This is a genomic window from Alteribacter aurantiacus DSM 18675, from assembly GCF_000429705.1.
Lineage (GTDB): Bacteria > Bacillota > Bacilli > Bacillales > Salisediminibacteriaceae > Alteribacter > Alteribacter aurantiacus.
The window spans coordinates 1,590,192-1,614,563 of the sequence record NZ_KE386941.1; the positions used below are offsets into that span (position 1 = coordinate 1,590,192).

A 24,372-nucleotide genomic window follows, 5' to 3' on the forward strand; every position below is an offset into this window, starting at 1 on the left:
TCCTATTGAATGTTTATTTTTTTTGATTCACAAAAAATGAACTGGGATTGAAACCAATCATAGTCAAGATCTTTACCGATAATCACAAATTCGCTAATACGACTTTCTCCCGTTTTCCAAGGTGAACCCACTACACCGCCAAAAAGCATGTGAACACCTTGAAACACGACACGCTTTGGAAATCCTTCGATTGAGAGAATTCCTTTATACCGGTACATTTGCTCACCTTTTTCATCCACGATACGATTAAACCACTGCTCGAAGGCCTGCAAGTCCATGTCATTTTCACTTTTTAAAAGAATGGAAGAAATGTCCTCATCGTGACTGTGTGCTACATCTACGTTCATCTTTTTACTTAATCGTTTTTCACCCATATCGAAAGAAAAATGATTAAACAGTGGCCTCAAGTCTGCTTTACTGTAAAGAGTGGTTTGAATCTGAGCTTCGGGATTCATCGCATTTAGCTTCTTCTTAACTTGATCCATCGTAACTTTTGAAACAAGATCGGTTTTGTTAAGGATAAATTGATCGGCAAAAGCTACTTGCTTCCTTACTTCTTCATGACTTTGAACATGTTTAAGAAAGTGATAACTGTCAATGACGGTTACAATCGTGTCCAAGTGATAGACCTCTGACAATTCAGGATCCACAAAAAAAGATTGGGCAATTGGAGCGGGCTCCGCTAACCCTGACGTTTCAATGAGCACACGGTCAAAAGGAGTATGCCCCTTCTCTTCCACCGCTTGAATAAGAGCATATAGAGTATTGATTAGGTCTGTTCGTACTTTACAACACAAGCACCCGTTATTGAGCTCAAAAATATCTTCCTCAGTCCCGATTACCAGCTGTTGATCAATACCGACCTTCCCAAATTCATTTACAATCACTGCAATGCGTTCTTCTTGTTTCGTCGACAAAATCTCATTTACCAATGTAGTTTTTCCTGAGCCGAGAAAACCTGTCAAAATTGAAACCGGAATCCTTTTAGCCAATTTTCTTTCACCTGCTTTTTTATGGACACTTGTGTCACTTCGTAATCATTACGATTTACAGCCTAAATATATCGTAATCATTACGTTTTGTCAAAGGGGTGTTCTTATTTTACTTTATTTCATGATCTTTATAAATCAAGCTTCCAACTGCACCTGTTTGGTGCTGGTACTTACCTTGATACGGTTTTATACAAGGCCGATCCATCTTCGCAAACACGAGCTGGCATATGCGCCTTCCTGATACAATTTCAATTGGAACATGATTTGCATTAAACAGTTCCAACGTTATTTCACCTTTAAAGCCTGGATCCACCCATCCAGCATTTTGAATAAATAACCCCATTCTTCCAATACTGCTCCTCCCTTCTACAAAAGCGGATAGATCGTTTGGTAGTGAGACTCGTTGTTCTGTTGTGGCTAATAGAAAGGTTTGTGGAGGAATCGTCACCCGCTTACTCTCGAATGAGACCTCATGTGCTGACTCCTCAAGAGTAATAGGCCCTCCATGTTCATGTATTTTCCTAAAGTTTGTACCTAACGTTAAGTCAACGGATGCAGGCTGAATTTGACCCTCCATTAATGGGGTTATGATTAACCCTTTTTCTTGCATATACTGTTTTATCCCTTGGTCAGATAAGATCATAAATATCCCCTTTACAAGTTTGAATGGAATGTGATTAAATACTATTATAAAACGTAACTATTACGATTTAAACCAGAAATTTTGATAAGGGGATGTTATACAATGAGCGAACGACGATATGAATACGCTCGAGCCAGGTGTATCTCTCAATTACCTGAGCCAGACCGGAGCTTGTTTCGATTTGTGGAAAATGCAGAGTTATCACTCGCTGACGAAGCCATAAATGAAAATCATTATGTTCAGCTCCTTCAACAACAATCTCCTATATACCAAGCCGCTGAGGCCTTCAATTTAGATCCTGTCACTGTTTTTAACTCCGTGCAAAGAATTGAAGCATCATTGGAGGATGCTATATCCGATTACGCACGCCGACTTTCATTGATTGATTATACAGATGAGTTTCGACTACAAGGATTATGTAACTTGAACGACAAAGTTAAATATTTTGTGTTGATGGAGGGGTAGGTTTAATTTGTGGAAGATGATTAAAATTTAACGGCTTGGATGACGGCTTTAACGGATAAATGTCAGGTATTCACAGCTACCGTTTCATTCTTTTCCATACAACTTCTTTTATTTACGGCTTGTACATGCTTTCTTACGGCTTAATACGAACAACTAAAAAACGAGCAGAGAATGCCTTCCCTGCTCGTTTTTTTATTCATTATGATTGCATCGGCCTCACAACGACTTCGTTCACATTCACAGTTGATGGTTGACCAATCGCGTAAACGACCGCATTGGCAATGTCTTCTGCCTTTAGCTTCTTCATTTCTCGATCTTTAAACATACCAAGTACATCTTCATCCGTAATGTGCTCTGTGAGCTCCGATTCCACTGCTCCAGGAGAAATATTCGTCACTCTCACACCGGCTTTTGAGAGCTCTTTTTCCATTCCCATTGACAGGGCTCGTACGGCGTATTTTGTTGCACTGTAAACAGCACTGGATGGGAACACTTCGTGACCGGCCACGCTCGAGACGTTTATGACCTGTCCGCCACCTTGCTCAAGCATGGAAGGAAGAGCAGCATGAATACCAAACAATACCCCTTTTATATTAACATCGACCATTCTTTCCCATTCGTCTACTTTATCATTTTTCATAAATGACAATTGCATAACACCGGCATTATTAATTAAAACATCAACAGCTCCGAATTCCGCTTTTGCTTTCTCAACGAGTTGCTCAACGTCCCCTTTGTTCGTCACATCCGTTTTTACAACGAGAGACTCTTGTCCGGTTTCTGACTTGATTCGAGATGACAATTGTTCTAGCTTGTCCGTCCTACGAGCAGCGAGTACCACTTTCGCCCCCGCTTCTGCTGATTTTAAAGCGATGGCCTCACCTATTCCGCTACTTGCTCCAGTAATAACGACAACCTTGTCTTTTACGTTTTCCATTAGACACCTCTCCTTTACCATCATGTGTTGAGCGGTTCACTCACTCTCTCACATTAGCACGAGAAGAATGTGAACGGAAATAATCTGCTTTTTAAGTCTGTCGGCCATTCGAATATCCCGCCTTTTAGCCATCCTAGTGATTTTTATTCACCGGTTATCAATCACTTCGAATAAATTCCCTTGTAGAAAAGCTAAGTCATAGACAATACTACCTGTGTCCTTTTAGCTTGATCTTTTTATACATAATTTGAAAAAGGGCCCATTTGACTAGAAAAATAAATCTCATTCTTCCTTGGATGCAAGTATATCAACGGTCCTTCATCAAAACCTTTATCACTTCTACAAATGCTATTCGGGTCTTTAAACATAGAGTATCCCAACATTCCCCACATCGTGTATCTTTTTTATTATTTTTATGATGTGACTTCTTACCTCTTTCTCTACTATGTTCATATCCTTTGTTTTTTCTTAACTTTCATTATTTTCAAAGTTTGCTATATTTAAAGAGTTCAAATTGACATTTATTTAAAAGGAGAGAAAAACATGTATCCATTCACAAAACGCTTGTTGATTACCTTTTTTGCCTTTATGATGATCTTTGTCGCCCTGCCTGTATCGGACATTGAAGCGAATACCTTTGATTGGAAAATTTATTCAAATTCCATCGAGTATAACCAAACAGGCCAATCCTTTACCAATCGCTCATGCGGTCAAGTAAACAATGCAACCCAAGGATTTTTCCGCCTTCCTAATACCTCTTCCTCTCAAACAATTGCAAGCTATCCCATAGACCACCGAAGTGTCGATCTCGATTTTGGCAGTTGTTCTACATATGGAATGACTCATGTGTTGGCTCGACACGCTCCCGAACACTTTATCGGTAACCCAACTCCGGTACAATCGTTCTTTAACCCTGGCCGATCATTAGGCAATTACGAAACCATCATCGCTGATATCGTTGCACAAAATCGCACTCAAATTGCGAACTACGGATTTACAAGTAACGGTACTGTCGTATATGGTAATGTAAATCAAGGCTCTGTTCGCCTCGTTATTAAAGGAGGCAAAATCATCACAATGTACCCATCTGGGTGGGGGCTTGGAGAACATCAATCGTAAGAGGTGATAGCCGTGATTGAAGTGAAAAGCTACTTCACTTTTATGCATAAAAAGAAAAAATTCATGATTTCATGTGCGGATATTCCATCATTAGCTGAGCACATCAACGTAACTGAACCGGTATTTCCGGGATTTGTGGAGATTCAAGATTCAGGTCAAACCGCATTTGGAAGTCCGTATGAAGATAGCATAGACCATATATGGCTAGGGCTTCTTCATGGTCTTGAACATCTAGATGAAGATGTACAGACCCCTTTTGTTTACCAGCCGATCGACTTTTGTCTGAAAGAGGTCAATCAAAAGTTGGTTATATCGGTTCATCACAACCAAGTCGTGATAAAAGAATGGGCGTTTCCTTTTGATCAAGGAGTTCAAGCTATTTTAACAGGAGCAGAAGAATTCTTTGCTGTAGTAAAAAGGTTGAACTTGCACCTGTTTAAAGATGAAATCGATACGATTGAAGCCCGGTTGACAAATTTAAAAGCCTTTCACAAAAAAAGAAGCGACTCATCATGAGTTTCGCTTCTTTTTAATTCATAAAAATGTGTCCATCAGTGAGTATGGTCAATGTTATAAAATACAAGAATGTGGCTGCGGCCAAACAGATACCTACATATAAGTAAAAGTTCACGTTCGTCTTTCCTTCAGGTCACGAACAGAAGGAATGATATGAGCCCAAAAGCCAAAATAATCTCCCCCTCTTCCTTTCAGTATCATTCACCCCAGCCTGAGCCCTTTAACCAGTCGCTTGCCTCTTTTTTTAGCCATTCCCTTTCGCTTTCAGGCGGATTTCTATTAAGATAATCATCGACGATAAAAAATCCGGTCACATAGCCAATCATTTTCGGCATGTCTCTCCCGCCAAACATCCAATGCTCGTGGAACTTCCGCCCTTTCACGTCTTTTTTATATGACAATACCTCTTTCCACCAATCGGCACAAACATCCTTAGATAAGGTTTTTGTCCACGGAGCCAACTCCTTTTTCCCAAGATGCTTGTTCACTGATGCTTCGGCAAGACCCTCCATGACCATCGACTCTAATAGCGTGACTGTCTCTTCGTTATTTTTCTGATGAAAAAGGCGGCACGCATGGTTGTACTCGTGTGTCAAAAGAGCTTTCATTGATTCTAGTGACAAATCTTCACTTATAAAGAGGACAATCAACTTTGTAAAGGTCACACCGTTTTTTCCGGCCAACCGTTCCATCAATTCTTCGTTTGTAAGGTCGATTGGCAAAAGAAAAACCGGCAAGTCGGGTCCGGCCCAACGTTTTTTTAATTGGAGATAGTATTTTTGCAATTCTTTGATGTACCCTCTTTTATGGAGAACCACTCCGAATTTCTCCCAGTTTCCCGATGGTTTTCGCAACCCTTGTGCAAGTAGATAGTGGTGCCACTCTAAAAGTGGCACGTCTTTAAAATGACGAAGCAATGGCTCAGAGATCATGTCAGCTTGCAGCTTAAAGGCTTCCTCTCTATAGACATTCTTTGCTTTTTTATGAAAGGACGAATATGTTGTAATATCGCACTTTAATCCCACAAAAACACCCCCTGCGTAAAGTGTATGCACACAAACAGGGGGATTTGTTTTTTCATATGGATTTTAGAACAATAAAAAGCCAAATACTCCGAATATCAAAGTGGAAACAAGTGCTATAATCATCCCGATTGCAGTCTCGTGAGGAAGGATTTTAAATCGTTCTCTCATGGACATATTGACACTTGCTCTCGTTACGTGGAAATAGGTTCCGTGAGGTAAATGGTCGAGCACCGTTGCTCCCGAGTTTACCATTGCCGCTGCTGCCAACGCGGGAATACCGGCCTCTAGCATTGTTGGAGCAAACACTTGCCCTGCAACCGCTGTGCCGGCCGCTGTTGAACCAGTCGCGCCACTCATCGTAATTCCTGATATAGGGGCTAGGAAATAGGAGGGCATGTTCAAGGCATCAATGGCATTTAATATATGTACAATTACAACAGAATTGGCAATGACTCCGGCAAGTGTTCCAGTTCCAATTAGCAAAATCGCCACAGGCGCCATTTTCTCCAATCCAGATTTCACAAAAAAATTGATGTGACTTCCCTTCCCCATGGCAAGAGCACCTATAATGCCCCCAATTGGCAGAGCAAATATAGGATCAATTGTAATGCCTGCTAGTGGCTGTAAAAGAAGCAAAAAGATAGCCACAACAGGACCGCTAAGGGATTGAGCCAATGTGGGTGAGTCCCCTTCAATTGGTGTTGGCAATTCATGATCACTTACCTTTGCTCCTACTGTTTTCATTTTTTTGGCGATCACATACGTTATACCAATTCCGGCTATGGCTGGGATGATGCCTGCAAACATAACAGAAGTAAGGGGTACATGGAAAGAGTCTGCCACTGCGATGGAGTTGGGGTTTGGAGAGATGATATTTCCTGCTTTTCCTCCACCAGAAATGGCCAACAAGATCGCGATTTTTGACATCCCTGTCCTTTTGGCAATCGAGAGGGCGATAGGGGCAATGGTGAGAATAGCAACACCAATAAACACCCCCACTCCTGTAAGGACCATGGTTGCAAAAGAAACGGCCACGATCGCTTTTGTTTCCCCAAGGCCATTTAGAATTGATTCAGCAATCTTTTTTGCAGCACCCGATTCAATTAACACACCGGCAAGGACACCTGCTGCCAAGACTCTTAGGACGACCCCGGTCATCCCCTCGGCACCTGAAATCATAATTTCCGCCGTTTCAGTCAGTGCAGCCCCGCCTACCAAGCCTCCTATGAATGCACCAGCCATCATAGCATAAGCAGGTGCTACCCGAATTAAAATGAGACCGATTGTAACAATGAGTGCAAGTATCGTTCCAAATGACGTTAATTGAATGTCCATATATACACCGACCTGTCCTCATGACTTTCTCCTATCATACTTCATGATTCGACCAAAAAAGAAGGGAAATGGTTCGGAATCGTTCTCGAGTACTACTCAAAGTATGACATAGCCTAACGTACATAGGCGCGCTTCACTTAGATGAAAGTTGAGCCCTTCAGGATCGTATCCATCACAAAAGAAGGCGCTCCCACATTTCGGAGCCCCTCTTGTTACACCAGTGAATGCTTATTCGCATAAATAGCCGCCTGCGTTCGGTCATCTAATTCCAACTTCGTGAGGATATGACTCACATGTGTTTTTACTGTCTTAATTCCAATATGAAGACGTTCACCGATTTCTTTATTGGAAAGACCTTGACCAATAAGAGCGAGCACTTCTTTTTCTCTGCGGGTTAATTCGTCGTGCTTCGGTTTATGACGCATTTGATTAAACATCTTTTGCGTGACTTGCCCTTCAAACGTGGCTTCGCCTTTGTATGCTTTGCGAATACAGTTGGCGATTTCCACAGCGCTTGACGTTTTCAGTATGTAACTAAACGCCCCCGCTTCCATTACCGGAAAAAGCATTTCATCATCCATGTAACTCGTTAAAACAATTATTTTAGCCGAGTGCGCTTCTAACGCTTTCGTTGCTTCCACACCGTTCATGTCGTCCATCAACAAATCCATTAAAATCACATCAGGCTTAAGTTCATTCGCCTTTTCAACGGCTTCTCGTCCACTTTTCCCTTCTCCGACTACGTCAATATCTGGTTCCGTTTGCAAATATGTACGAAGACCCATTCGTACCATTTCATGATCATCAACAATTAACACGCGGATCTTATTCACCTTGTTCTCCTCCTTTTTGTACACGTAAAGGGACACGGAGTTTAATTGTGGTCCCTTTAGATGGATAGGAAAGTAACGAAAAGTGTCCACCTAACTCTTCAATTCGCTCTTTCATGGTTGCGAGGCCGTATGACATGTTCTTGTCCTCTTTCTCACTCATATCAAACCCTATCCCATCGTCACTAATGGTCATAATCAACACTTGATCCGATTGGTCAGCTGAAAATCTGACATGTTGGGCTTTACTGTGACGCAAGATATTGGATAACGCTTCTTGAATCACTCGAAACAGTTGGTCTTCTATTCCTGGGTCAAGAGAAAGAAGCTCTTCTGTTTTCCACTCAAAGCGTATTCCGTTATTTTTGCCGGAAAGTTCAGTAAATAAAGCGTCTAGTGCTTCTTTTAGGCCTTTCCCTTCGAGGGTGATGGGGCGAAGATGCATAATCAAAGCGCGTAGCTCCTGTTGAGAAGCGTGAATCATCCCCTCTACTTGACTTACGAGCTCTTTTGCCTGCTGTGGATTCGTATCTAACAATCGTGGTATCGCCCCAAGACTCATGGATACCGCAAAAAGCTGCTGACTTACCGCGTCATGTAAATCTCGAGCGAGCTTACGACGCTCTTCCAACCCTGCCGCTCGCTCCTTTTCATCAATAAGAGCCGCATTTTCATTCAACACTCTGTGCATGGACCGAATTTGTTTTTCATACCCGGCAGTCATGTCATTTAGTTCACCGGCCAAACGCTTCAATTCATCCTCTCGGTTCGATTGGATCCGATTATCCAACGCTCCCCGTTGCACTTGCTTAAGCTGATAAATAAGATGGGTAATTCCTTTTTTAAGATCACTCGTATATGAAAAGGAGAAAGCAAAACTTATAAGCAGAAAAAGAAGCGATCCGATGACCAACACAAGGAGAACCACTTCCACATCTGATGCAACCTGATATAGCCGGGCCGGAAGCGTTGGTCCATCTGTAGGACCTCTATACAATTGTCCGTAAATCCATGCGATAACCCATCCTCCAAGAAAAGAAACACCTGCGATCTTTGCTTGGAGCCTGAGGCCATCCCATATGACACCATGAAGTTTTTTTTCTTTTTGTGTGGCTTGTTGTTTAGTCAACGGCCATAACCTCCACACTTCCGATGCTGTTTCGTACATTTAAAATGACACGGTGCTCGGCTTCATAAAAGTTCTCGCTCGTATAGGTAGCGTTTCGACCCGTACCTGCGACATTGTCGTCAAACAAGGTCGCATCACCTAAACTTACCCCTACGTGGGCTTGGATTGCCATGTCTTTTGGTACAGTAATCTCAACCGATCCGATCCACATGCTAATGTCGAGATAATTGTCTCCTTCTTTTAACACAGCAGTTGTAAGATCCACTTCTACACTTCCGATGGTCGCTCGAATATCGGAGTTTTCCAATGTCCATGGATTCTTCCCAATCACGACCTCACCAACGAAGAGCCTCACGTTGGAGTAATCTCCACCATGTTTATGTTGGTTGGTTTTCGACCGCTTTCTTTGTTCTTTTTTGACCTTTTCGTCATCCCAGTTGTACAAAGAGCTCGTGGCCTCTTCGACGGTTTTCTCTACGGTTTGTTGGATGTATTCACCGAAGTCTTCAGAGTTATAGGGTTTCTTCTTTGATTGTTTCTTAGAGTGTTCTTCGTTCCAGTCGTCATCGTCTTTACTAAAGTCCACTTTTACTGACGAGGTGTTACTACGTAAAAGTTGAAACCCTACAAAGATGATAATTAACGGCCAAGTCCAGCTCCAAAGATCTGCTAACGTATAATAAAACAACCCTGCTCGATTTCCTGTAAGAATCACGCCAATCGCAATGACGATCAGTCCAAAGAAGACTGTGCCAAAATCCCATTTATCCCGCTTCAATCCTTGATAAGCACGGAAGATTCCGTCGAATAGAATCTTCAAGCCCACTACTACAAAGATAAGGGGCCAATAGGTGGAGACCATTTGACCGAAGCTCGCTTCAATAACCCCAGTGTTGTTTAATAAATATAAAATACCAATGGCTAAAATGATCATTCCAATTGTTTTATTCATCTCGGTTTAGTCTCCTTTTCCAACCCCACCTAATTTTGAGGTTAAAAATACCAGTCTTTTTCATTCTATCGTGTCATCCCTCTTTGCGCCAATGGATTTTTTTCAAAATTAACGTGTACGAGACAAGGGTGTATAAAAGAAGCATTAGCATGTTTTGCCCTACAGAGTAGGTAAATCCAACGGCTAGTAAATCTCGCAAACCGGCTGCTGCATACGTTGTTGGCACCAAGTAAGAGAACCATTGCAACACGATGGGAAGCTGCGACATCTCCACTAACACCGGTGTCATGAAGCTAATGATCATCATTAAGCCTTGAACGAGAAGGTTCGTCAGCTGCATGTTCGGTGACCAAAAGCCGAGGAAAACACCTAACCCGACGACGCTTAAGATCGTAAGGGTGACAAACGGGATGAGCCAAAAGCTGAAACTAAAGGTAATACCATACACCCACTGACCTACAAACGCCATAATGAAAAAAGAAGGAAAGCTTACAATCATGCCTCTCAGTAGGTTCGCGAAAATGAAATTCACTTTTTCGATTGGCAAAGACGCATAAAAAGTGAAGTGCCCCTGGTGCTTTTGAAACGATATCTCTTGGGCCATTACATTCATCCCCATAATAATAAGAGCAAACAACATGTTCCCAGTAATGATCCTGATAATCATGGCTTCTGTGGGATTGATCGTAAAGAAATGCAAAAACATGAGCGTCGCAAAAGGGAATATGGATGCGAGAATGAAAATGAGTGGCCATTGTTCCCTAATTATTGAAAACTGAATACGAAACAAAATCCATACCTCTGCAATAAATTGCTTCACAGATGACGTTTCATAGCTCGTATTAACCACCGGTTGCTGCATACTCGTTCACCTCACCCTTTTGTGTTTGTAGGCTTTTTTCTTCGTTATCAATATGAAAATAGACATCTTCCAAGCTTGGCGGCACAATTGAATAGCTTTTTACTTCCTCATACTTGTTAAGAATATTTAGCAAAGTGGGTGCACCTTCTTTCGAAATAAGGAGGCGACTTCGGTTGTCGGATAAAGGTGTGAGTGTCCCCCACCCCGCAAGTTCATCAGTGAGAGCTACACTCGCAGCCCCGTTAGTCGTGATTTCGCATTTAAGCCTTTGGTCAACCTCACCTTTAAGTTCCGTTACGTGATTAATCGCTAGAAGGCGTCCGTGATTAATGACGGCGACTCGGTCTACCACTTGTTCTGCTTCAAGAATGTTGTGAGTCACCAAAATGACCGTTGCTCCTTTACGGTTTCTTTGTTGAATGAGGTCCCACACTAGCCTGCGCTTTTTGGGATCCAGTTCGTTCGTCGGTTCGTCAAAAATGTAGACACCTGCTCCTCCGATTAACGTCGTTCCAATTCCTGTGAGACGTTTTTGACCACCGGAGATGTTTTTAAGTAGTTTGTTTGCTACCTCTGTAAGTTCCAGTTCTTCAAGAAGCTTTGCTGTTTCTTCCAATGCCGGCTTTCTTTTCATGCCTCTTAGACGCCCGGAGTAGTAAATCGCTTCTCTCACCTTCAGGCTGGTTAAGGCGTGGGGCTCTTGTGAGTAGTACGCCACCTCACGAGCCACTCGTTTGTTTTGCTCTACTACATTTCTTCCTTTGTAAATGACTTCACCTTCAGTCGGTTTTACATGAGCAACGATTTGCTTAATAAGCGTCGATTTGCCGGCTCCATTCGGTCCGAGAAGTCCAAGGATTTCACCCTCATTAATTGTAAAAGAAATGCCTTCATTTGCTTTCACCTTCCCTTTTTTGTACGTCTTTGATACGTTTCTCACTTCAAACAACGGTTGTTGATCCACGTTATGCCGCCTCCTCACTGGTCGTTTTTGTTATCTGCTTCTATCATAAGGCGTACAGCGTTCCTCCCAAACAGGCGGCAGACCGTTATCCTCTCAGTCTCAAGACTGATTTTTAGAAGGATTGATTTGTAAAATGATGAGCGTAGGGTCTGTCACTGTGTGAAGTGATGAGCGAATTGGTTGGTTACAGACAAAAGAAAAGGTTACGAGGTGGTAGCCTCGTAACCTTTGTCAATATTCTTTAAGTAGAATTCCGTTTCCTGACGGATCTTCTAGTTCAATTTCATCACTTGTTCTTTGGTTGTATGGATAGGAACGTAGATTGAGATGTTCTTTTACGGATGTAAACTCCTCATTTGTAAGAATGATGGTGAAGGTTCGCAGTCCTGTCGCCTCTTTTGGTGGACGAGGCAAATTTGTACCTGCCCATGTGTTCAAACCGATGTGGTGATGATAGCCGTCTTTTGAAACAAACAACATCCGATCATCTTTAGCCACGATATCTAACCCTAGTGTATCCACATAAAAGGTTTCAGCTTCTTGTAAATCTGCTACTTGAAGGTGCATATGTCCAAGCTTTGCGTTCGGTGACAAAGCGTTCCAATCTTTAGGTGGAGCTTCATTCAAAATCTCTTCAACGTTCATTGGATACGTGCCGCCTACATACCACCCGTTTTCTTCTTGTTTCCATACCTCAGGATCTGTATCGGCATATAGCTCAATCCCGTTTCCGTCTGGATCTGACAAGTAAACAGCTTCGCTGAATTGATGATCGGATGCTCCTTGCAAAGGATATCCGGAGGCGAGTAAATGTTTTAACGTATGGCCAAGCTCCGCTCTAGAAGGTAGTAGAATGGCCAAATGGAAAAGCCCTGTTGTACGAGATAGGCGATCCACAACTCTATCATTTGCATGCAATTTAATGAGGGGACTGGTATGATCCGCACTTAACACAAGTGAATTTTCATGTTCCGTAAGAACGGTCAGTCCAATTACCTTTTCATAATAGTTGCGTGATTTCTCCAAATCTTTAACGTACAACTCTAGATGACTTATCCTTTCAGATAACTTTGGCACGTATTTTATTTTGCCCATAAAAAACGCCTCCTTTTAATGTTTTTATTGTAGCACAATTCACTTACTTTTAGTAAGTGAATGTGCCTGACCCTGTGTGAAGTAATGATCAGGGGTCAGGCACTGTGTTTACCATTTCACGAGGTGTCAGGCACCACAAACGACAAAAAGAGGATGCCACCTGTATAGGTGACACCCTCTTTGAATTATCTTTCTTCGAGTCGAGCGATACGCTCGTCAAGATCCGGGTGGGAGGAGAATAGTTTTGCTACTCCGCCTTTACCGTTAATTTTCATCGTTTGGATTGCACTATCATCTGTGCGGTCGTTTACGTTTGCACGATCAACGTATGACTTAAGTGAGCGAAGCGCGTGGGCCATCTTATCACGGCCAGCCAAGTCCGCTCCGCCTTGGTCTGCATGAAACTCGCGGTAGCGTGAGAAAGCCATAACAACCAAACTTCCGAGAATCGAGAATAGAATCTGGAAGATAATGATTGATGCAAAACGTACAACGGTCTGCATTTCAGAACGCACGAGACGGGATACAAGAATCGCTGCAATTCGAGAGAAGAACACAACGAACGTGTTGACCACACCTTGAAGTAACGTCATCGTAACCATATCACCGTTTGCTACGTGAGCCACCTCGTGAGCGATAACTCCCTCAACAGCGTCGTCGTCCATCGTTTGAAGAAGACCAGAAGATACAGCTACGAGAGAACGCTTTTTCGAAGGACCTGTGGCAAAGGCATTTACCTCAGGAGACTGGTAGATCCCCACTTCCGGCATGTGCATAAGACCAGCTGCACGAGAAAGACGATGTACTTTTTCCACAACGGCACGCTCTTGTGAAGAGAGCGGTCCATCAGGATCGAGAACTTTTACGTTCATCATTTTTTTAGCTACAAAACGTGACATGGCTAGGGAAATAAACGATCCCATGAAACCGACGAGTAAACTAAATACGCCGAGTGACACATAATCAATCCCAAGACCCGATCCTCCTGTTTCAAAGGACCCGCTAATATCTGTGAAATGCGTAATGACAGACCATACAATGACGATTGTCGTCATTACGAGAATGTTCGTTAAAATAAAAAATAAAATCCGTTTTCCCATTCCTACGCCTCCAATTTTAAAATCTGCTCATCTATTTTACCATCTTTTTAGTAGGAATGGCAGAGATGTACGATAGATTTACAATCCTGACACAATTACGATCACTTTGGGGCTTATTTCGATAGATGGGATAGTGTTTATGTACATTGTTCGTGCTTTTCATCCTGCATGTTTTCTGAGGGTTTCTGTTGATAAAAGTTAACATTACCAACCGAACTATGTTGTGATTATGGAGAATTACATCAATGACACCTTATCTCATATCAACCGTGATCCTTCTATATTGAAAGGAAATTAAGGTCTCATAATGAATGACGAAAAAGCTCTCTATTCTATACTAATGAATGGGAGCTTTTCTTTTGGAATCTATTATCCTTCAATTCACTCACCATCAAACCATCTACTTCACTCTTACCCCAGCTCCCTCTTTATGTAATGAGACGTGGGGCCAAAGCGCTCAACTTCTTGCAGCTCACCATCATAACCGTTAAAGGGAAAATCTTTAAAAGTCGCTATTGAGAAAAGCATCATTCTCGATACGAGAGTCACAAAGGCTTCACTTGATTGCTCCTCTCTTCCTTCTTCAAGCACATGCATAGCATGTTCATTCATTCGTACAGGGCTTGGAGAGGGATTGATTGAAAAGAAAACGGTGTTCATCAACTCCACGAGGGTCCGTCCTTTTAGAAGTAGCCTTACATCCCGGTCAAAAACTCCCCACTCATCAGATGATACTTTTTGAAAAATAAAAGTATAGTCACAATCTTGGTTCACGGATCGTTCATCGTAAACACACGTGGGAATACTCGCTGTTTCACGAATCAATCTTATGTTTTCTTCAAATATACTTTCATTAGAAGTAGCACCCATTGATATAACCGCTGCCACCTCTGTCACCGAATCCAATAGATCAGAAGAAACCACCTCCCCCCGCTTGTACGCCCGACTTAACCGGTGAGAAGCTGCAAAGTCTGGGATATTCACGATGTCTTTACGGTGTCGAAGATGAATGTCAACACGTTGATTACGAAGGTCTTTTAGATCACACAATGCTCGAATCACCCACGGTGGAACGGGACGTACGGGAATTCGTTTTCCGTAGTACAAGTCGATAATATGCTGAAAATCAGTCACAATAGTAGCATGCCTGTCCTGAAATTTTCGAATTAACTCTGTTACTTTGTGTATAGCAAAACACTCTGCCCCAACCGACTGGTGAGAGCGTGTATCGGTCGTAAATGTATAATACGATTTTGTAAACCCTTCTGTGCGGATGATCCCCGCTCCAAGCTTCCTTTCCGATGAACTGCCATCACACACATAAAACGCCATGTGAGTACCCTCCCTATTCTACTTATCTCAATAACTATGCAAAAAAAGAACAAACGATACCACCAAACCTATGCTCATAAATGCACAGAGGGCCAGACCCCAGGAAATCATTTCCTGGGGTCTGGCCCTCTGTGATCCTTTTCACAACAGGCTTATTTAAATTATTTTATTTTTATGAATCGTTTGATTTTTACAGATTAAGACTTTATTCTAGTATTTATAGTTAAAATTTTCTGAAATTTAACAATAGCACCATAGAGGAGGCAAATAATGAAGAACAGATGGCTTATTGCACTATCCGCAATTGCGATTCACCTATCGATCGGTGCTGCCTATGCTTACAGCGTGTATACGATGCCGATTCATAACGAGGTGGGTTGGTCCACGTCAGGGATTACGGTAGCATTCACTATTATGATGGCGCTCGCAGGTATTTCAGCAGCATTCTTCGGAAGTTTTGTAGAGAAGCAAGGTCCAAGACGATCAGCAATCTTAGCCGCAATCCTTTTTGGATTAGGACAAGCAGGTTCAGGATTGGCGATCGCTATTGACTCTCTACCACTCTTCTTGTTCACATATGGACTAGCCAGTGGTTTGGGTCTTGGACTTGGATATATTGCACCTGTGTCTACCCTTGTGAAATGGTTCCCAGACCGCCGAGGACTGGCAACAGGGATGGCTGTAATGGGCTTTGGTGCCGGCGCTCTTATTACCGCTCCAGTCGCAGCATCAATGATGGGATCAATAGGGATTACCTCTACCTTCTATATACTAGGTGCCTCTTACTTTGTGATCATTATCTTAGGTGCATCCTACATCGCACCGCCACCTGAAGGATGGATGCCAGCCGGCATGAAAAAGGACATTGCATCTGGTAAAAAAGTCGTTAAAAAAGATTTGTCTCAACTTACGGCAAAGCAAGCTGTTAAAACACGACGTTTTTGGATGCTTTGGACAATGATGCTCATTAATACAAGTGCCGGGATTATGATGATTTCCGTCGCCTCTCCTATGGCACAAGAAGTTGTCGGACTTACGGCAGCTGCGGCAGCTACAATGGTAGGTGTGATGGGTATCTTTAACGGTGGCGGACGCCTTGCCTGGGCCGCTATTTCCGACTACATCGGACGCCCAACCGTCTTCATGATTTTCTTTGTATTACAAATTATTGCCTTTATTATGATGCCGAACATTACAAATGTTCTCGTATTCCAAGCATTAATTCTGGTTGTAGTTAGCTGTTACGGAGGTGGATTTTCCAACTTGCCTGCCTTTATCGGTGACCTTTTTGGAACAAAGCAATTAGGCGCCATTCATGGGTACCTATTAACAACTTGGTCACTCGGCGGTATTTTAGGACCGTTCATTGTCACACAGCTTTACGATCGAACCGGAAGTTACATTCCCGTGTTTTACGTTTTTACAGGCTTAATTGTAATCGCTTTCTTTATATCACTCTTGATTCGTATGGACATTAAGAGCATTGAAAAACAACACGAAAAGCAAAAAGAAGGAGTTGCATAATAGGAAACGAACATACCACCCCGCATCATTTATAATTGATCGGGTTTAAAAGTAAAAATTCCAAAAAGCAATGATAAAAGCAAACTAAAAAGGAGCTTGGATAGATAAGCTCCTTTTTAGTGTTAATTGAATGCCTTCTTCAACTAACACTCCACTATTGTGAAAACCTTGAAACTATAATTGAAACTTAGTTTTAATAATTTGAGCTACTTCTTCAGCACTTCTGTTTGTGTTGTCTATTCTGAGATAATTTTCCCACTTGATTTCACCTTCGTTTGAATTTAATCGATGGCTTTCCACCGTGCTAAGTAAATGATGTTCCGATTGCTCGATGTCTCTTTTTGTTGGCTTATGTTCAAGTCTATGTGGTGTCTTATTCCGTTTAAGCCTTTCTTCAATATCAGCCTCTAACTCAATGAAGTAAAGTTCCGCCTTTAGAACGAAAGATATTACACATCTTCTCGACGCTATCCCAGTCATCTTTCTCGTTAAATGCCCATACATAAGGGAAGATCATCCCATAGTTATCGCTTTTAGAGAAGGACTTAAATATTTCCTCTCGAAACAAGTTTGTTAGTCTCCACATTTCTGGATTAAATCCATAAAGTGGTTCAACTAAATCAATTGTCATGTGATTATGGAAAAGCTTTAACCCAGTAATCTTTGCTAATTCTTGCCCAATAGTCATTTTACCAACTGCTTGGGGTCCAAATAATAATACAAACTTCATTACACTTCCCCCTACCTTGTTACAAGCAACACTCATTATTAAATATGTTAAGCTAAACTACCCAAAACAGTAGCCATACCTTCTTGTTTTTTCGTACCAATTTGTTAAAAAACATTATTTCACAATCTATTGCCTCACTTCAACATAAATTTTCCAATCAATACTTCAAAATCACAATCTCCTTACGACAGTTAATAGAATATCAATAAAGTCTTCCGCACCTATTTTCAGTGGTAAAATCCTTTACTACCAGATAGCACTGACATGAAAAACCCTCTAGCAGGGTAGGTTCTCCTGCTAGAGGGTTAAAATCATCTTATTTCAACGCTTCATACGCATCAACTAAGCCGTGACCAAAATATTCATCGTGACCGTTTTTACCAAGGTCATCAGCCGTTTGCTGAAGATGGGTTATAATACGAGATCTCGAGAAGCTTGGGTTTTCGACCTTTACAAGAGCTGCTGCCGCTGCCACTTTAGGAGCGGCCATGCTCGTTCCCATTGCCCAACCATAACTGCCTCGGTCGACCGGGATCGTGCTGAAAGCTCGTGATTCCGGTTCAAGCAAAGACTGGTCACCGTCCTCATTCGGCCAGTTCGGACCATAGTCTCCACCTGGTGCAGCCAAATTCACATTGGAAGAACCATAGTTAGAGTAGTACGCCAATGTATCACGATCCGTTGTTGCAGATACACTCACCACTCCGGGAATATCAGTGAATGTGTCAAATAGAGGACCATAAATCTTTCCTATCCCTTTTTCCGTTTCAACCGCTTTTCCTAAATCAAGACCGTTATTTCCGTTTGCACCAACAATAATCATCCCTTGACGGTGTGCGTATTGCACAGCGCGCTTGGAAGATAAATGGAGAAGACGATCTTGTTCTTGGTTAATAAAAGAATAGGTGCCGAGACTTAGGTTCGCTACATCGACTCCGTCATCTGCTGCAGTTGTAATTGCATTTAAGATGCCTGTCCAATTCATACGCCCTTGATCGTTTGTCACACGATAAGATGCAAGGCCAAGCTCTGGTCCTACTCCCATTACACGCCCGTTTGCGGCAATCGAGCCGGCTACGTGTGTCCCGTGCGTTCCTGAATCTCTGTAGGCGTCTTTTTCAATTGTATCAGGGTGAAAGGTCTTCCCATACAACAAATTGTCCACTAAGTCAGGATGGGTAAAATCTACACCTGTATCAATAACACCGACGATAATAGAATGTTCTCCTTTTGTAATATCCCATGCTGCGCCATCACCGGTTACTCGCTTGATGTCCCATTGATATTGTTCAAATAAGTCCGCTTCTACTTCGTCATCACGAGGAGAAACTTCTTCTTTTGCTTCAAGAGCAAGCTCATTTGTTTTTAACTCCATATTTTGCGATACATGAGCCACACCTCGGATTCCCTCCACTTGCTCTAAAGAACCACCTTTAACGAGGACAAGCCCAACCTGTGGGGATTCGTCCAACACTTCGATCCCAAGAGATTGCATCTCGGAAACTGCAGATTGATTAATCCGATTTCCATTGAAAAGAACGAGGAACTCCTCGTCTTCTCCTTCCGCAATTGCAGGTTGTCCAAAAGTAGACATTGTAAGAGCCACCACAAGTGACCATATGAATAATGTTTTCTTCACCGTTTTTCCCCCTCTATATAAAAGGTCGATTCATTAGAATACTTCATTTATAATCAACCGTTTGGTAAGCAAAAGCGCAGCCCTTTTAAATGGAACTCTCGTAGCTCCACTAAAAGGGCCACGCTATCGCCATCCCATGTGAATGTTAGCTATTGCACTTTCTTATCTAGTTAACGCATTGTATGCATCGACACGACCGTGACCGTAGTAACGGCTATATCCGTTTGAATCGACACTTGCCGCAGATTGCTGGAGACGATTTTGCACCTGACGAGGCGTCGGTTTTTTGCCCGTTTCTTCATATACCTGAGAAATATAGGCTGCTGCAACACCAGCTACTTGAGGTGACGCCATGGACGTACCGCCTTTCCAACCATAACCATTTTCACCAAAGTACTCATTTCCTCGGGCTGACTGTCCGTCCATGTAAGTCGGTACAGTACTTAACACAAGGAATTTGAAGTCATCATTAGCTTCATACCCCTCTGGTCCAAGGTCTCCACCAGGTGCACCTAAATCAATCGCGCCGTTACCGTAGTTTGAGTAGAACGCCAAACGATCTTCCGTTCCGAATCCACCACCCATAGCCGATACGGTAATCACACCGGGAATGGAGGCTGGCACAAACCAGGCTGCTCCGCGAACATCATATTCAGGGCCAGCATTTCCTTCGATCCAATCTGCAACCTTGGAAGGATTGCTCATGTCTTGAGCTGAATTTCCTGCAGAAGAAACAATCGTTACGCCTTTCTTCACAGCATAGTCAATCGCACGCTTATAGGCTACTATGTCTGCCGCTTGGTTATTTCCTAAACGTACACGTTCGCCCGTCGCAGGGTCCGTATAGAACCATTGACCAACCACCCGTGTTCCACCTAGACTCATGTTAATCACGTCAACACCATCATCGGTTGCTGAAATAATAGCATCCGTAATCCAGATTTGCTGAGCGCTTCCAGTATCAAAAACTCTGTACGATTTTAACCCAACATCAGGTGCAACACCTTTCATACGGCCGTTACCTGCAATGGTCCCTGCTACGTGAGTTCCGTGACTCTGGTTATCCCAGCTGTCTTCTGTGCCCGGTACAAATGTACGAGAGCCCTCCGGTCCACCAATAATGTTGTCTTTAAGATCTGGATGATCAAAGTCAAATCCAGTATCAATGACACCTACAACCACGTCATGAGTACCGCTATGTACATCGTGGCTTGCACCGTCGTTTGTTACCTGTTCAATGTCCCACTGCCATCCTGATTCCCAGATGCTTTCATCGGGATCAAGTACGCCAGGGTTTGTCCCTTCTACTAAACTACCAGCTCCCTCAAATTCCGGTAAATCGAGCTGAACATCAATGGCAGGCGTAACGCTTAGCACTTCACGCTCACTATTCATTCCTTTAATAAAATCGATTGGATTATTCGTAACTGCTTCGATTACCCCGATCTCATCTACTTCATAGGTCAACTCTCCCCCAGCTGCCTCAACCATTTCTTCGTAACCAGTCGGAAGGTTTTCCGATTTAAATGCCACCATAAACCGCTTTAACTCTTCTTCACTTGAAGAAGCCTCTTGCTCAGGTGATCCAAAACCTAACGATGGTACAACAAGCAACAACACAAGCCCTAAAATCACAGGTAATTTCAAGTTCCTTCTCACAGGAAAAATCCCCCTTTTAACTCATAATGCTTTTAAATTAACACATAATTTTACAAAATAGTTTGAATTTTTTAAAAATAGTGAGTATGATCCATTAGTGATATTTCCGTATACTACCAAAAGAACTAAAATCAATTCACCATTTGTTGCTGTAGAACTAGATTTGATTTAAAAGAAAGAAGGACTATCATCTTACATAATTTTGAAAAAGGCCTGCCACCTAGGCAGACCTTTTCCATGTGCTATTCCAGCATGCGATAGTGACTTAATTCCATTTCCTCATCAGCATTAGAAGCTGTAACCGTTACTTCTGTCTCCTTAACACCAGGTACATCGTAATCACGACCATGGTACGTTTCTTCTTTCGTCTGGACAACAATGGTCAGATCAAATGCGCCTAGGGCTTCTCTAGCATCATGAACATCGATCTCTGAAAGTGGAACGACATACGATGTGTTTCCATCTTTGATCTCGATTTCCAGTTTAGCATTTTTCTTTTTCATCTCGTGTACATCATCTGAGGAAATCGAAAGCTCCAATACCTCATCCGCCCCTCTATCCGACTCTATTGTCACTCGATCTGGAACGGACTCAAGAGCTCTACGAACCTCACCTTGTCTTAGTGTGGAGATGACTTTTTGATTGTCGCGAGCTTCATCTGCCTCTAGTTGAACTCGATTTCCTTTTCCTTGATTTCCTCTTCGGTTGGACTCTTCACTTACGGATTGGTAGATGGCATTACTTAAAAACTTGTGGCTATGTTCAGTGTGACCTCTAAAAGCAAGCTCATTGGCAAACAAGGTCATAGTTGCCTCTTCTGTGTCGGATGTAAATGCCATTACCTGCCCTTTAGCAGCGTCGTTGCCTGGCCACCAACCTGCGCGATAAAAATCATCATCGTTACTGAATGATGCTAAAATCTCAGCATCTTCAGGAATAGCAGAAATCCAAGCTCCTGTTGTGATGTAAAGCTTTTCTTCCCCTTCATACCCAGCAGTCAATCGATGTTCGCTGATCTCAGCTTTTACAAGACCTTCATGATTCGCTCTAGTGTAATCAAAGTCAAATCCCGGCAACATCCCGCTGTTACGAACTCCACTAAGGGCATAAGCGCCAATGCCAATATAAGACTTCCCAGATACTTGCTCTGCGTTAAATGAACTGCTATCGCTCACGATAACGTCAGCCTCAGATTGGTTGACCAACTCAAAGCCAAGTTGTTGCAATGAGTACCTTAATTGTTGTGAACCAGTCGAAGCCACTTTAGGGTTTCTGAGCACTTCTGAGGAGACATTTTGCCCGTTCCCAAGAGGTACTGTATTAAAGTAGTAGTTATTTTCATAAGCACGAAGATCGTTCGTTTGAACCAAGAAATCCCCTTTCTCGATTCTTCCCTTTGATTCCGTTGCCACCTCTACTTGTTTACCGTCAGCCAGAAGGGCATTGACGACTCTAATCGTATCGTTCGTGTCATTGGATAGAATTTGTCTAGGTGAATTCCCAGTGAGTGACCCTGTAGGCGTAGCTACTTCCGTCACCCCTGTTGTTTTTCCTTCGAAAACCCCTTCTGCTCTTACATCGATGGTGTCAAATCCTCTTAAATCGGGAAAATTGACAACGATTGGATCATACATGGCGCTCCAATCAGACACGTCATCCCCTTCATACAAAACAGCGTTAGCAAGCCCGCGCTTTGCTTGATTCATGGGCACTACGAATGTTCCTTTTGAATACGTTTCACCGTTAACCGTAACCGGTTCAGTTGTTTTCTCCACACTTACACCGTTTCTAACTAAGTACTCTGTCATATTGTAGGCTTCAAGAACATTTTTCTGTTCTTTTTCAACAGCAGGTATCACGTAGTAGTCAGGGAAAAAGCTCTCACGTTCCCCTCGTACACGGCCAATTGATTCTCCAGCTGCATTCACAAAATACTCATCTACTGCAGGGTTATCTTCACCATTGACCCCTCGCTCAAAGATTTGCAACTGCTTTTTAAACAGCTCATCCTTATTTTCCGTTACAAACAAAGTCGATCCAAGACCTACCCCCACCATTGCACGGAGAGAATTTTGGCTAAGGGTCGGGACTTCAATTGTATGGCCAAGGGACCCATGTAGCATGGCGTACATACCCGTGTAGGCGGGGCTCATATCATCCCAACCACTGTCCCATTCTAGTCGTGCGATGAAATAGGTTGTCAAATCGGACTCACCTACACCCGTTCTACCCATCGTATGAGCGTGGTCAATCATATTGTTAATAAGAAGGTCATACTCAAAATTTGGGTTATGGGGCGGTGTTGTAGGCTCAATAAGAAAGCCATTAACATATCCGTGCATATCTACAAAAGAAAGAGGTGTCCACTTCGCTATATGCTCGTTCACCTGTTGGGTTTCGATTTGTGTTTGATAAGCATTGTCGCGGTTCAAATCAAATCCGTTCGCATTTCCTCTTGTGTTCGCAACACGACCATCAGGATTACTCGTAAACATATATAAAAAGATCACATCATCCAACACATCATCTACATCTAAACTTACGGGAACCTCTTCTCCTTCCTCATCAGTGGTCACAAAGGATACGTCGTCCTCGAGGGCAAACTTCTTAAGAAGCTCCACTTGCGCATCTACACCCTCCACCTCATCAGGGTGGATATTATTAAACCAAATGGGTACTTGGTAATCTCCCATTGTTCCTTCTTCCATTTGCTCTAGTAAAGTAGCTGGTTCTTCCAAAGCTAGGGGAAGCGTTTCATTCAAGTACTTGTCTACTGCCTCTTCATCCCTCGCCAAAATGACAAAATGAATGTCACGACCTTCGACGGACTCACCGACCTTTTGATACTCTAGGTAACGGTCGTTTAGATCCGCTGCATCATGAAACACTTCCTCTATCGCTGGCATGAGCTCTTCATAAAACAAAAACTCATCGTACACATTCCATTCTACTGTCGTAGCTGACGTTTCTCCACTCGCTGAATCAACTACAGCTAACTCATACTCGCCGATAAATTGTTGGTACTGGGTACGTATCGTCCGGTTAGACAAGTTTGACGTGTTGTACAAAAGTCCAAACTCCAGTGTAGCGGTGATTTCACCACTATCTGTTCGTTCAGGACCTTCAGTCACTGTGATGAACGGGTTCCCGTTGTAGTTCGTCCCCCCTGACCATTGTCTCCATTCCTCGATCGGTTTTCCTCCGAAATGAAACTCAAGATTTTCAACTTCAGTCCCTTCACTGAAACTCGCCTGAACATTGACAGAACGGGTTTCTGTTAAAGAAAAAAGCGTTCGGTCAACCATCAATTCGTTACCTACTGTCTCATCTGCGTATGTACTTGTTCCCTGTTGTGTGACAGGTATGACCAAGGTTAGTAAAAGTATGACAGCTAACCACCCTAACGAAAGTCTTTTCACCATAACATCCTCCTCATATATATTTAATAGACTGCATATCTATTAATATAGCAGAACGTTTCGACTATCGTAATATTCTACTGGAAAAATAGTCCTTTTTCTTAT

At 42.7% G+C, this 24,372-nt stretch carries 20 protein-coding genes and 1 pseudogene; 4 read left to right on the forward strand and 17 right to left on the reverse strand.

What is annotated here, in order from left to right:
* Positions 1 to 2: 2 nt before the first annotated feature.
* Together G476_RS0111360 and dcd are read right to left on the reverse strand one after the other, a co-directional pair.
* On the reverse strand, positions 3 to 992 hold the full coding sequence (locus G476_RS0111360) for a CobW family GTP-binding protein (protein WP_026690219.1): 990 nt from the start codon (positions 990 to 992) through the stop codon (positions 3 to 5).
* A 109-nt stretch (positions 993 to 1,101) separates the two neighbouring features.
* Positions 1,102 to 1,635 carry a dCTP deaminase gene (dcd, locus tag G476_RS0111365; RefSeq protein ID WP_026690220.1) on the reverse strand — a complete coding sequence of 178 codons (534 nt, stop codon included), beginning with the start codon at positions 1,633 to 1,635 and terminating at the stop codon, positions 1,102 to 1,104.
* Positions 1,636 to 1,737: 102 nt separating this feature from the next.
* On the opposite strand from dcd, the gene G476_RS22880 reads away from it, so the two are divergent.
* Positions 1,738 to 2,100 (forward strand): hypothetical protein, encoded by a 363-nt coding sequence (locus tag G476_RS22880; RefSeq protein WP_051314756.1) that lies wholly within the window; start codon positions 1,738 to 1,740, stop codon positions 2,098 to 2,100.
* A 199-nt stretch (positions 2,101 to 2,299) separates the two neighbouring features.
* Here the strand turns inward: G476_RS22880 and G476_RS0111375 are convergent, their stop codons facing one another.
* A complete protein-coding gene (locus tag G476_RS0111375) occupies positions 2,300 to 3,037 on the reverse strand; it encodes an SDR family oxidoreductase (protein ID WP_026690221.1) in 738 nt (245 codons plus the stop codon).
* A gap of 543 nt (positions 3,038 to 3,580) precedes the next feature.
* Between G476_RS0111375 and G476_RS0111380 the strand changes: the two genes are divergently transcribed.
* On the forward strand, positions 3,581 to 4,156 hold the full coding sequence (locus G476_RS0111380; protein WP_026690222.1) for a hypothetical protein: 576 nt from the start codon (positions 3,581 to 3,583) through the stop codon (positions 4,154 to 4,156).
* Between the two features lie 12 nt (positions 4,157 to 4,168).
* Positions 4,169 to 4,672 carry a hypothetical protein gene (locus G476_RS0111385; RefSeq protein WP_026690223.1) on the forward strand — a complete coding sequence of 168 codons (504 nt, stop codon included), beginning with the start codon at positions 4,169 to 4,171 and terminating at the stop codon, positions 4,670 to 4,672.
* 197 nt (positions 4,673 to 4,869) lie between these two features.
* Here G476_RS0111385 and G476_RS21805 read toward each other — a convergent pair whose 3' ends face one another.
* From G476_RS21805 to G476_RS0111440, 10 genes are all read right to left on the reverse strand, one after another.
* A complete protein-coding gene (locus tag G476_RS21805; protein WP_051314757.1) occupies positions 4,870 to 5,697 on the reverse strand; it encodes a DUF2268 domain-containing putative Zn-dependent protease in 828 nt (275 codons plus the stop codon).
* A 63-nt stretch (positions 5,698 to 5,760) separates the two neighbouring features.
* Entirely contained in the window at positions 5,761 to 7,032 is a 1,272-nt protein-coding gene (locus G476_RS0111400) for a GntP family permease (RefSeq protein ID WP_026690224.1), read from the reverse strand.
* A gap of 212 nt (positions 7,033 to 7,244) precedes the next feature.
* On the reverse strand, positions 7,245 to 7,865 hold the full coding sequence (locus G476_RS0111405) for a response regulator (protein WP_026690225.1): 621 nt from the start codon (positions 7,863 to 7,865) through the stop codon (positions 7,245 to 7,247).
* Positions 7,858 to 8,991 carry a sensor histidine kinase gene (locus G476_RS21810; RefSeq protein ID WP_051314758.1) on the reverse strand — a complete coding sequence of 378 codons (1,134 nt, stop codon included), beginning with the start codon at positions 8,989 to 8,991 and terminating at the stop codon, positions 7,858 to 7,860. Before G476_RS21810 ends, G476_RS0111405 begins: the two co-directional genes overlap by 8 nt.
* Positions 8,984 to 9,943: a cell wall-active antibiotics response protein LiaF gene (gene liaF, locus G476_RS0111415; protein ID WP_026690226.1), complete on the reverse strand. Its 960-nt coding sequence runs from the start codon at positions 9,941 to 9,943 to the stop codon at positions 8,984 to 8,986. Before liaF ends, G476_RS21810 begins: the two co-directional genes overlap by 8 nt.
* A gap of 73 nt (positions 9,944 to 10,016) precedes the next feature.
* Positions 10,017 to 10,805, reverse strand: coding sequence for an ABC transporter permease (locus G476_RS0111420; RefSeq protein ID WP_051314759.1), 789 nt, complete (start codon positions 10,803 to 10,805; stop codon positions 10,017 to 10,019).
* Entirely contained in the window at positions 10,786 to 11,769 is a 984-nt protein-coding gene (locus G476_RS0111425; protein ID WP_035186415.1) for an ABC transporter ATP-binding protein, read from the reverse strand. Before G476_RS0111425 ends, G476_RS0111420 begins: the two co-directional genes overlap by 20 nt.
* A 231-nt stretch (positions 11,770 to 12,000) precedes the next feature.
* Positions 12,001 to 12,864: a VOC family protein gene (locus tag G476_RS0111430; RefSeq protein WP_026690229.1), complete on the reverse strand. Its 864-nt coding sequence runs from the start codon at positions 12,862 to 12,864 to the stop codon at positions 12,001 to 12,003.
* Between the two features lie 185 nt (positions 12,865 to 13,049).
* Positions 13,050 to 13,964, reverse strand: coding sequence for a protease HtpX (gene htpX, locus G476_RS0111435; RefSeq protein ID WP_026690230.1), 915 nt, complete (start codon positions 13,962 to 13,964; stop codon positions 13,050 to 13,052).
* Positions 13,965 to 14,375: 411 nt separating this feature from the next.
* Entirely contained in the window at positions 14,376 to 15,296 is a 921-nt protein-coding gene (locus G476_RS0111440) for a ribonuclease H family protein (protein ID WP_026690231.1), read from the reverse strand.
* Positions 15,297 to 15,566: 270 nt separating this feature from the next.
* On the opposite strand from G476_RS0111440, the gene G476_RS0111445 reads away from it, so the two are divergent.
* The gene (locus tag G476_RS0111445) at positions 15,567 to 16,820 is read left to right on the forward strand and encodes an L-lactate MFS transporter (protein WP_205620294.1); all 1,254 of its coding nucleotides are present in this window, start codon (positions 15,567 to 15,569) and stop codon (positions 16,818 to 16,820) included.
* 174 nt (positions 16,821 to 16,994) lie between these two features.
* On the opposite strand, the pseudogene G476_RS21815 reads toward G476_RS0111445, so the two are convergent.
* From G476_RS21815 to G476_RS21825, 4 genes and pseudogenes are all read right to left on the reverse strand, one after another.
* Positions 16,995 to 17,550, reverse strand: a pseudogene (locus G476_RS21815) (DEAD/DEAH box helicase family protein).
* A 316-nt stretch (positions 17,551 to 17,866) separates the two neighbouring features.
* On the reverse strand, positions 17,867 to 19,189 hold the full coding sequence (locus G476_RS21820) for a S8 family serine peptidase (RefSeq protein ID WP_051314760.1): 1,323 nt from the start codon (positions 19,187 to 19,189) through the stop codon (positions 17,867 to 17,869).
* A gap of 162 nt (positions 19,190 to 19,351) precedes the next feature.
* Positions 19,352 to 20,848, reverse strand: coding sequence for a S8 family serine peptidase (locus G476_RS0111460; RefSeq protein WP_026690233.1), 1,497 nt, complete (start codon positions 20,846 to 20,848; stop codon positions 19,352 to 19,354).
* Between the two features lie 242 nt (positions 20,849 to 21,090).
* The gene (locus G476_RS21825) at positions 21,091 to 24,270 is read right to left on the reverse strand and encodes a M14 family metallopeptidase (protein ID WP_156906555.1); all 3,180 of its coding nucleotides are present in this window, start codon (positions 24,268 to 24,270) and stop codon (positions 21,091 to 21,093) included.
* Positions 24,271 to 24,372 lie beyond the last annotated feature (102 nt).

Bases quoted from the DNA above. Each gene is read 5' to 3' on its own strand.
- G476_RS21825 (WP_156906555.1), bottom strand. From the start codon at position 24,270: ATGGTGAAAAGACTTTCGTTAGGGTGGTTAGCTGTCATACTTTTACTA.
- G476_RS0111445 (WP_205620294.1), top strand. From the start codon at position 15,567: ATGAAGAACAGATGGCTTATTGCACTATCCGCAATTGCGATTCACCTA.
- dcd (WP_026690220.1), bottom strand. From the start codon at position 1,635: ATGATCTTATCTGACCAAGGGATAAAACAGTATATGCAAGAAAAAGGG.
- G476_RS0111375 (WP_026690221.1), bottom strand. From the start codon at position 3,037: ATGGAAAACGTAAAAGACAAGGTTGTCGTTATTACTGGAGCAAGTAGC.
- G476_RS0111440 (WP_026690231.1), bottom strand. From the start codon at position 15,296: ATGGCGTTTTATGTGTGTGATGGCAGTTCATCGGAAAGGAAGCTTGGA.
- liaF (WP_026690226.1), bottom strand. From the start codon at position 9,943: ATGAATAAAACAATTGGAATGATCATTTTAGCCATTGGTATTTTATAT.
- G476_RS0111430 (WP_026690229.1), bottom strand. From the start codon at position 12,864: ATGGGCAAAATAAAATACGTGCCAAAGTTATCTGAAAGGATAAGTCAT.
- G476_RS0111380 (WP_026690222.1), top strand. From the start codon at position 3,581: ATGTATCCATTCACAAAACGCTTGTTGATTACCTTTTTTGCCTTTATG.
- G476_RS0111400 (WP_026690224.1), bottom strand. From the start codon at position 7,032: ATGGACATTCAATTAACGTCATTTGGAACGATACTTGCACTCATTGTT.
- htpX (WP_026690230.1), bottom strand. From the start codon at position 13,964: ATGGGAAAACGGATTTTATTTTTTATTTTAACGAACATTCTCGTAATG.
- G476_RS22880 (WP_051314756.1), top strand. From the start codon at position 1,738: ATGAGCGAACGACGATATGAATACGCTCGAGCCAGGTGTATCTCTCAA.
- G476_RS0111420 (WP_051314759.1), bottom strand. From the start codon at position 10,805: ATGCAGCAACCGGTGGTTAATACGAGCTATGAAACGTCATCTGTGAAG.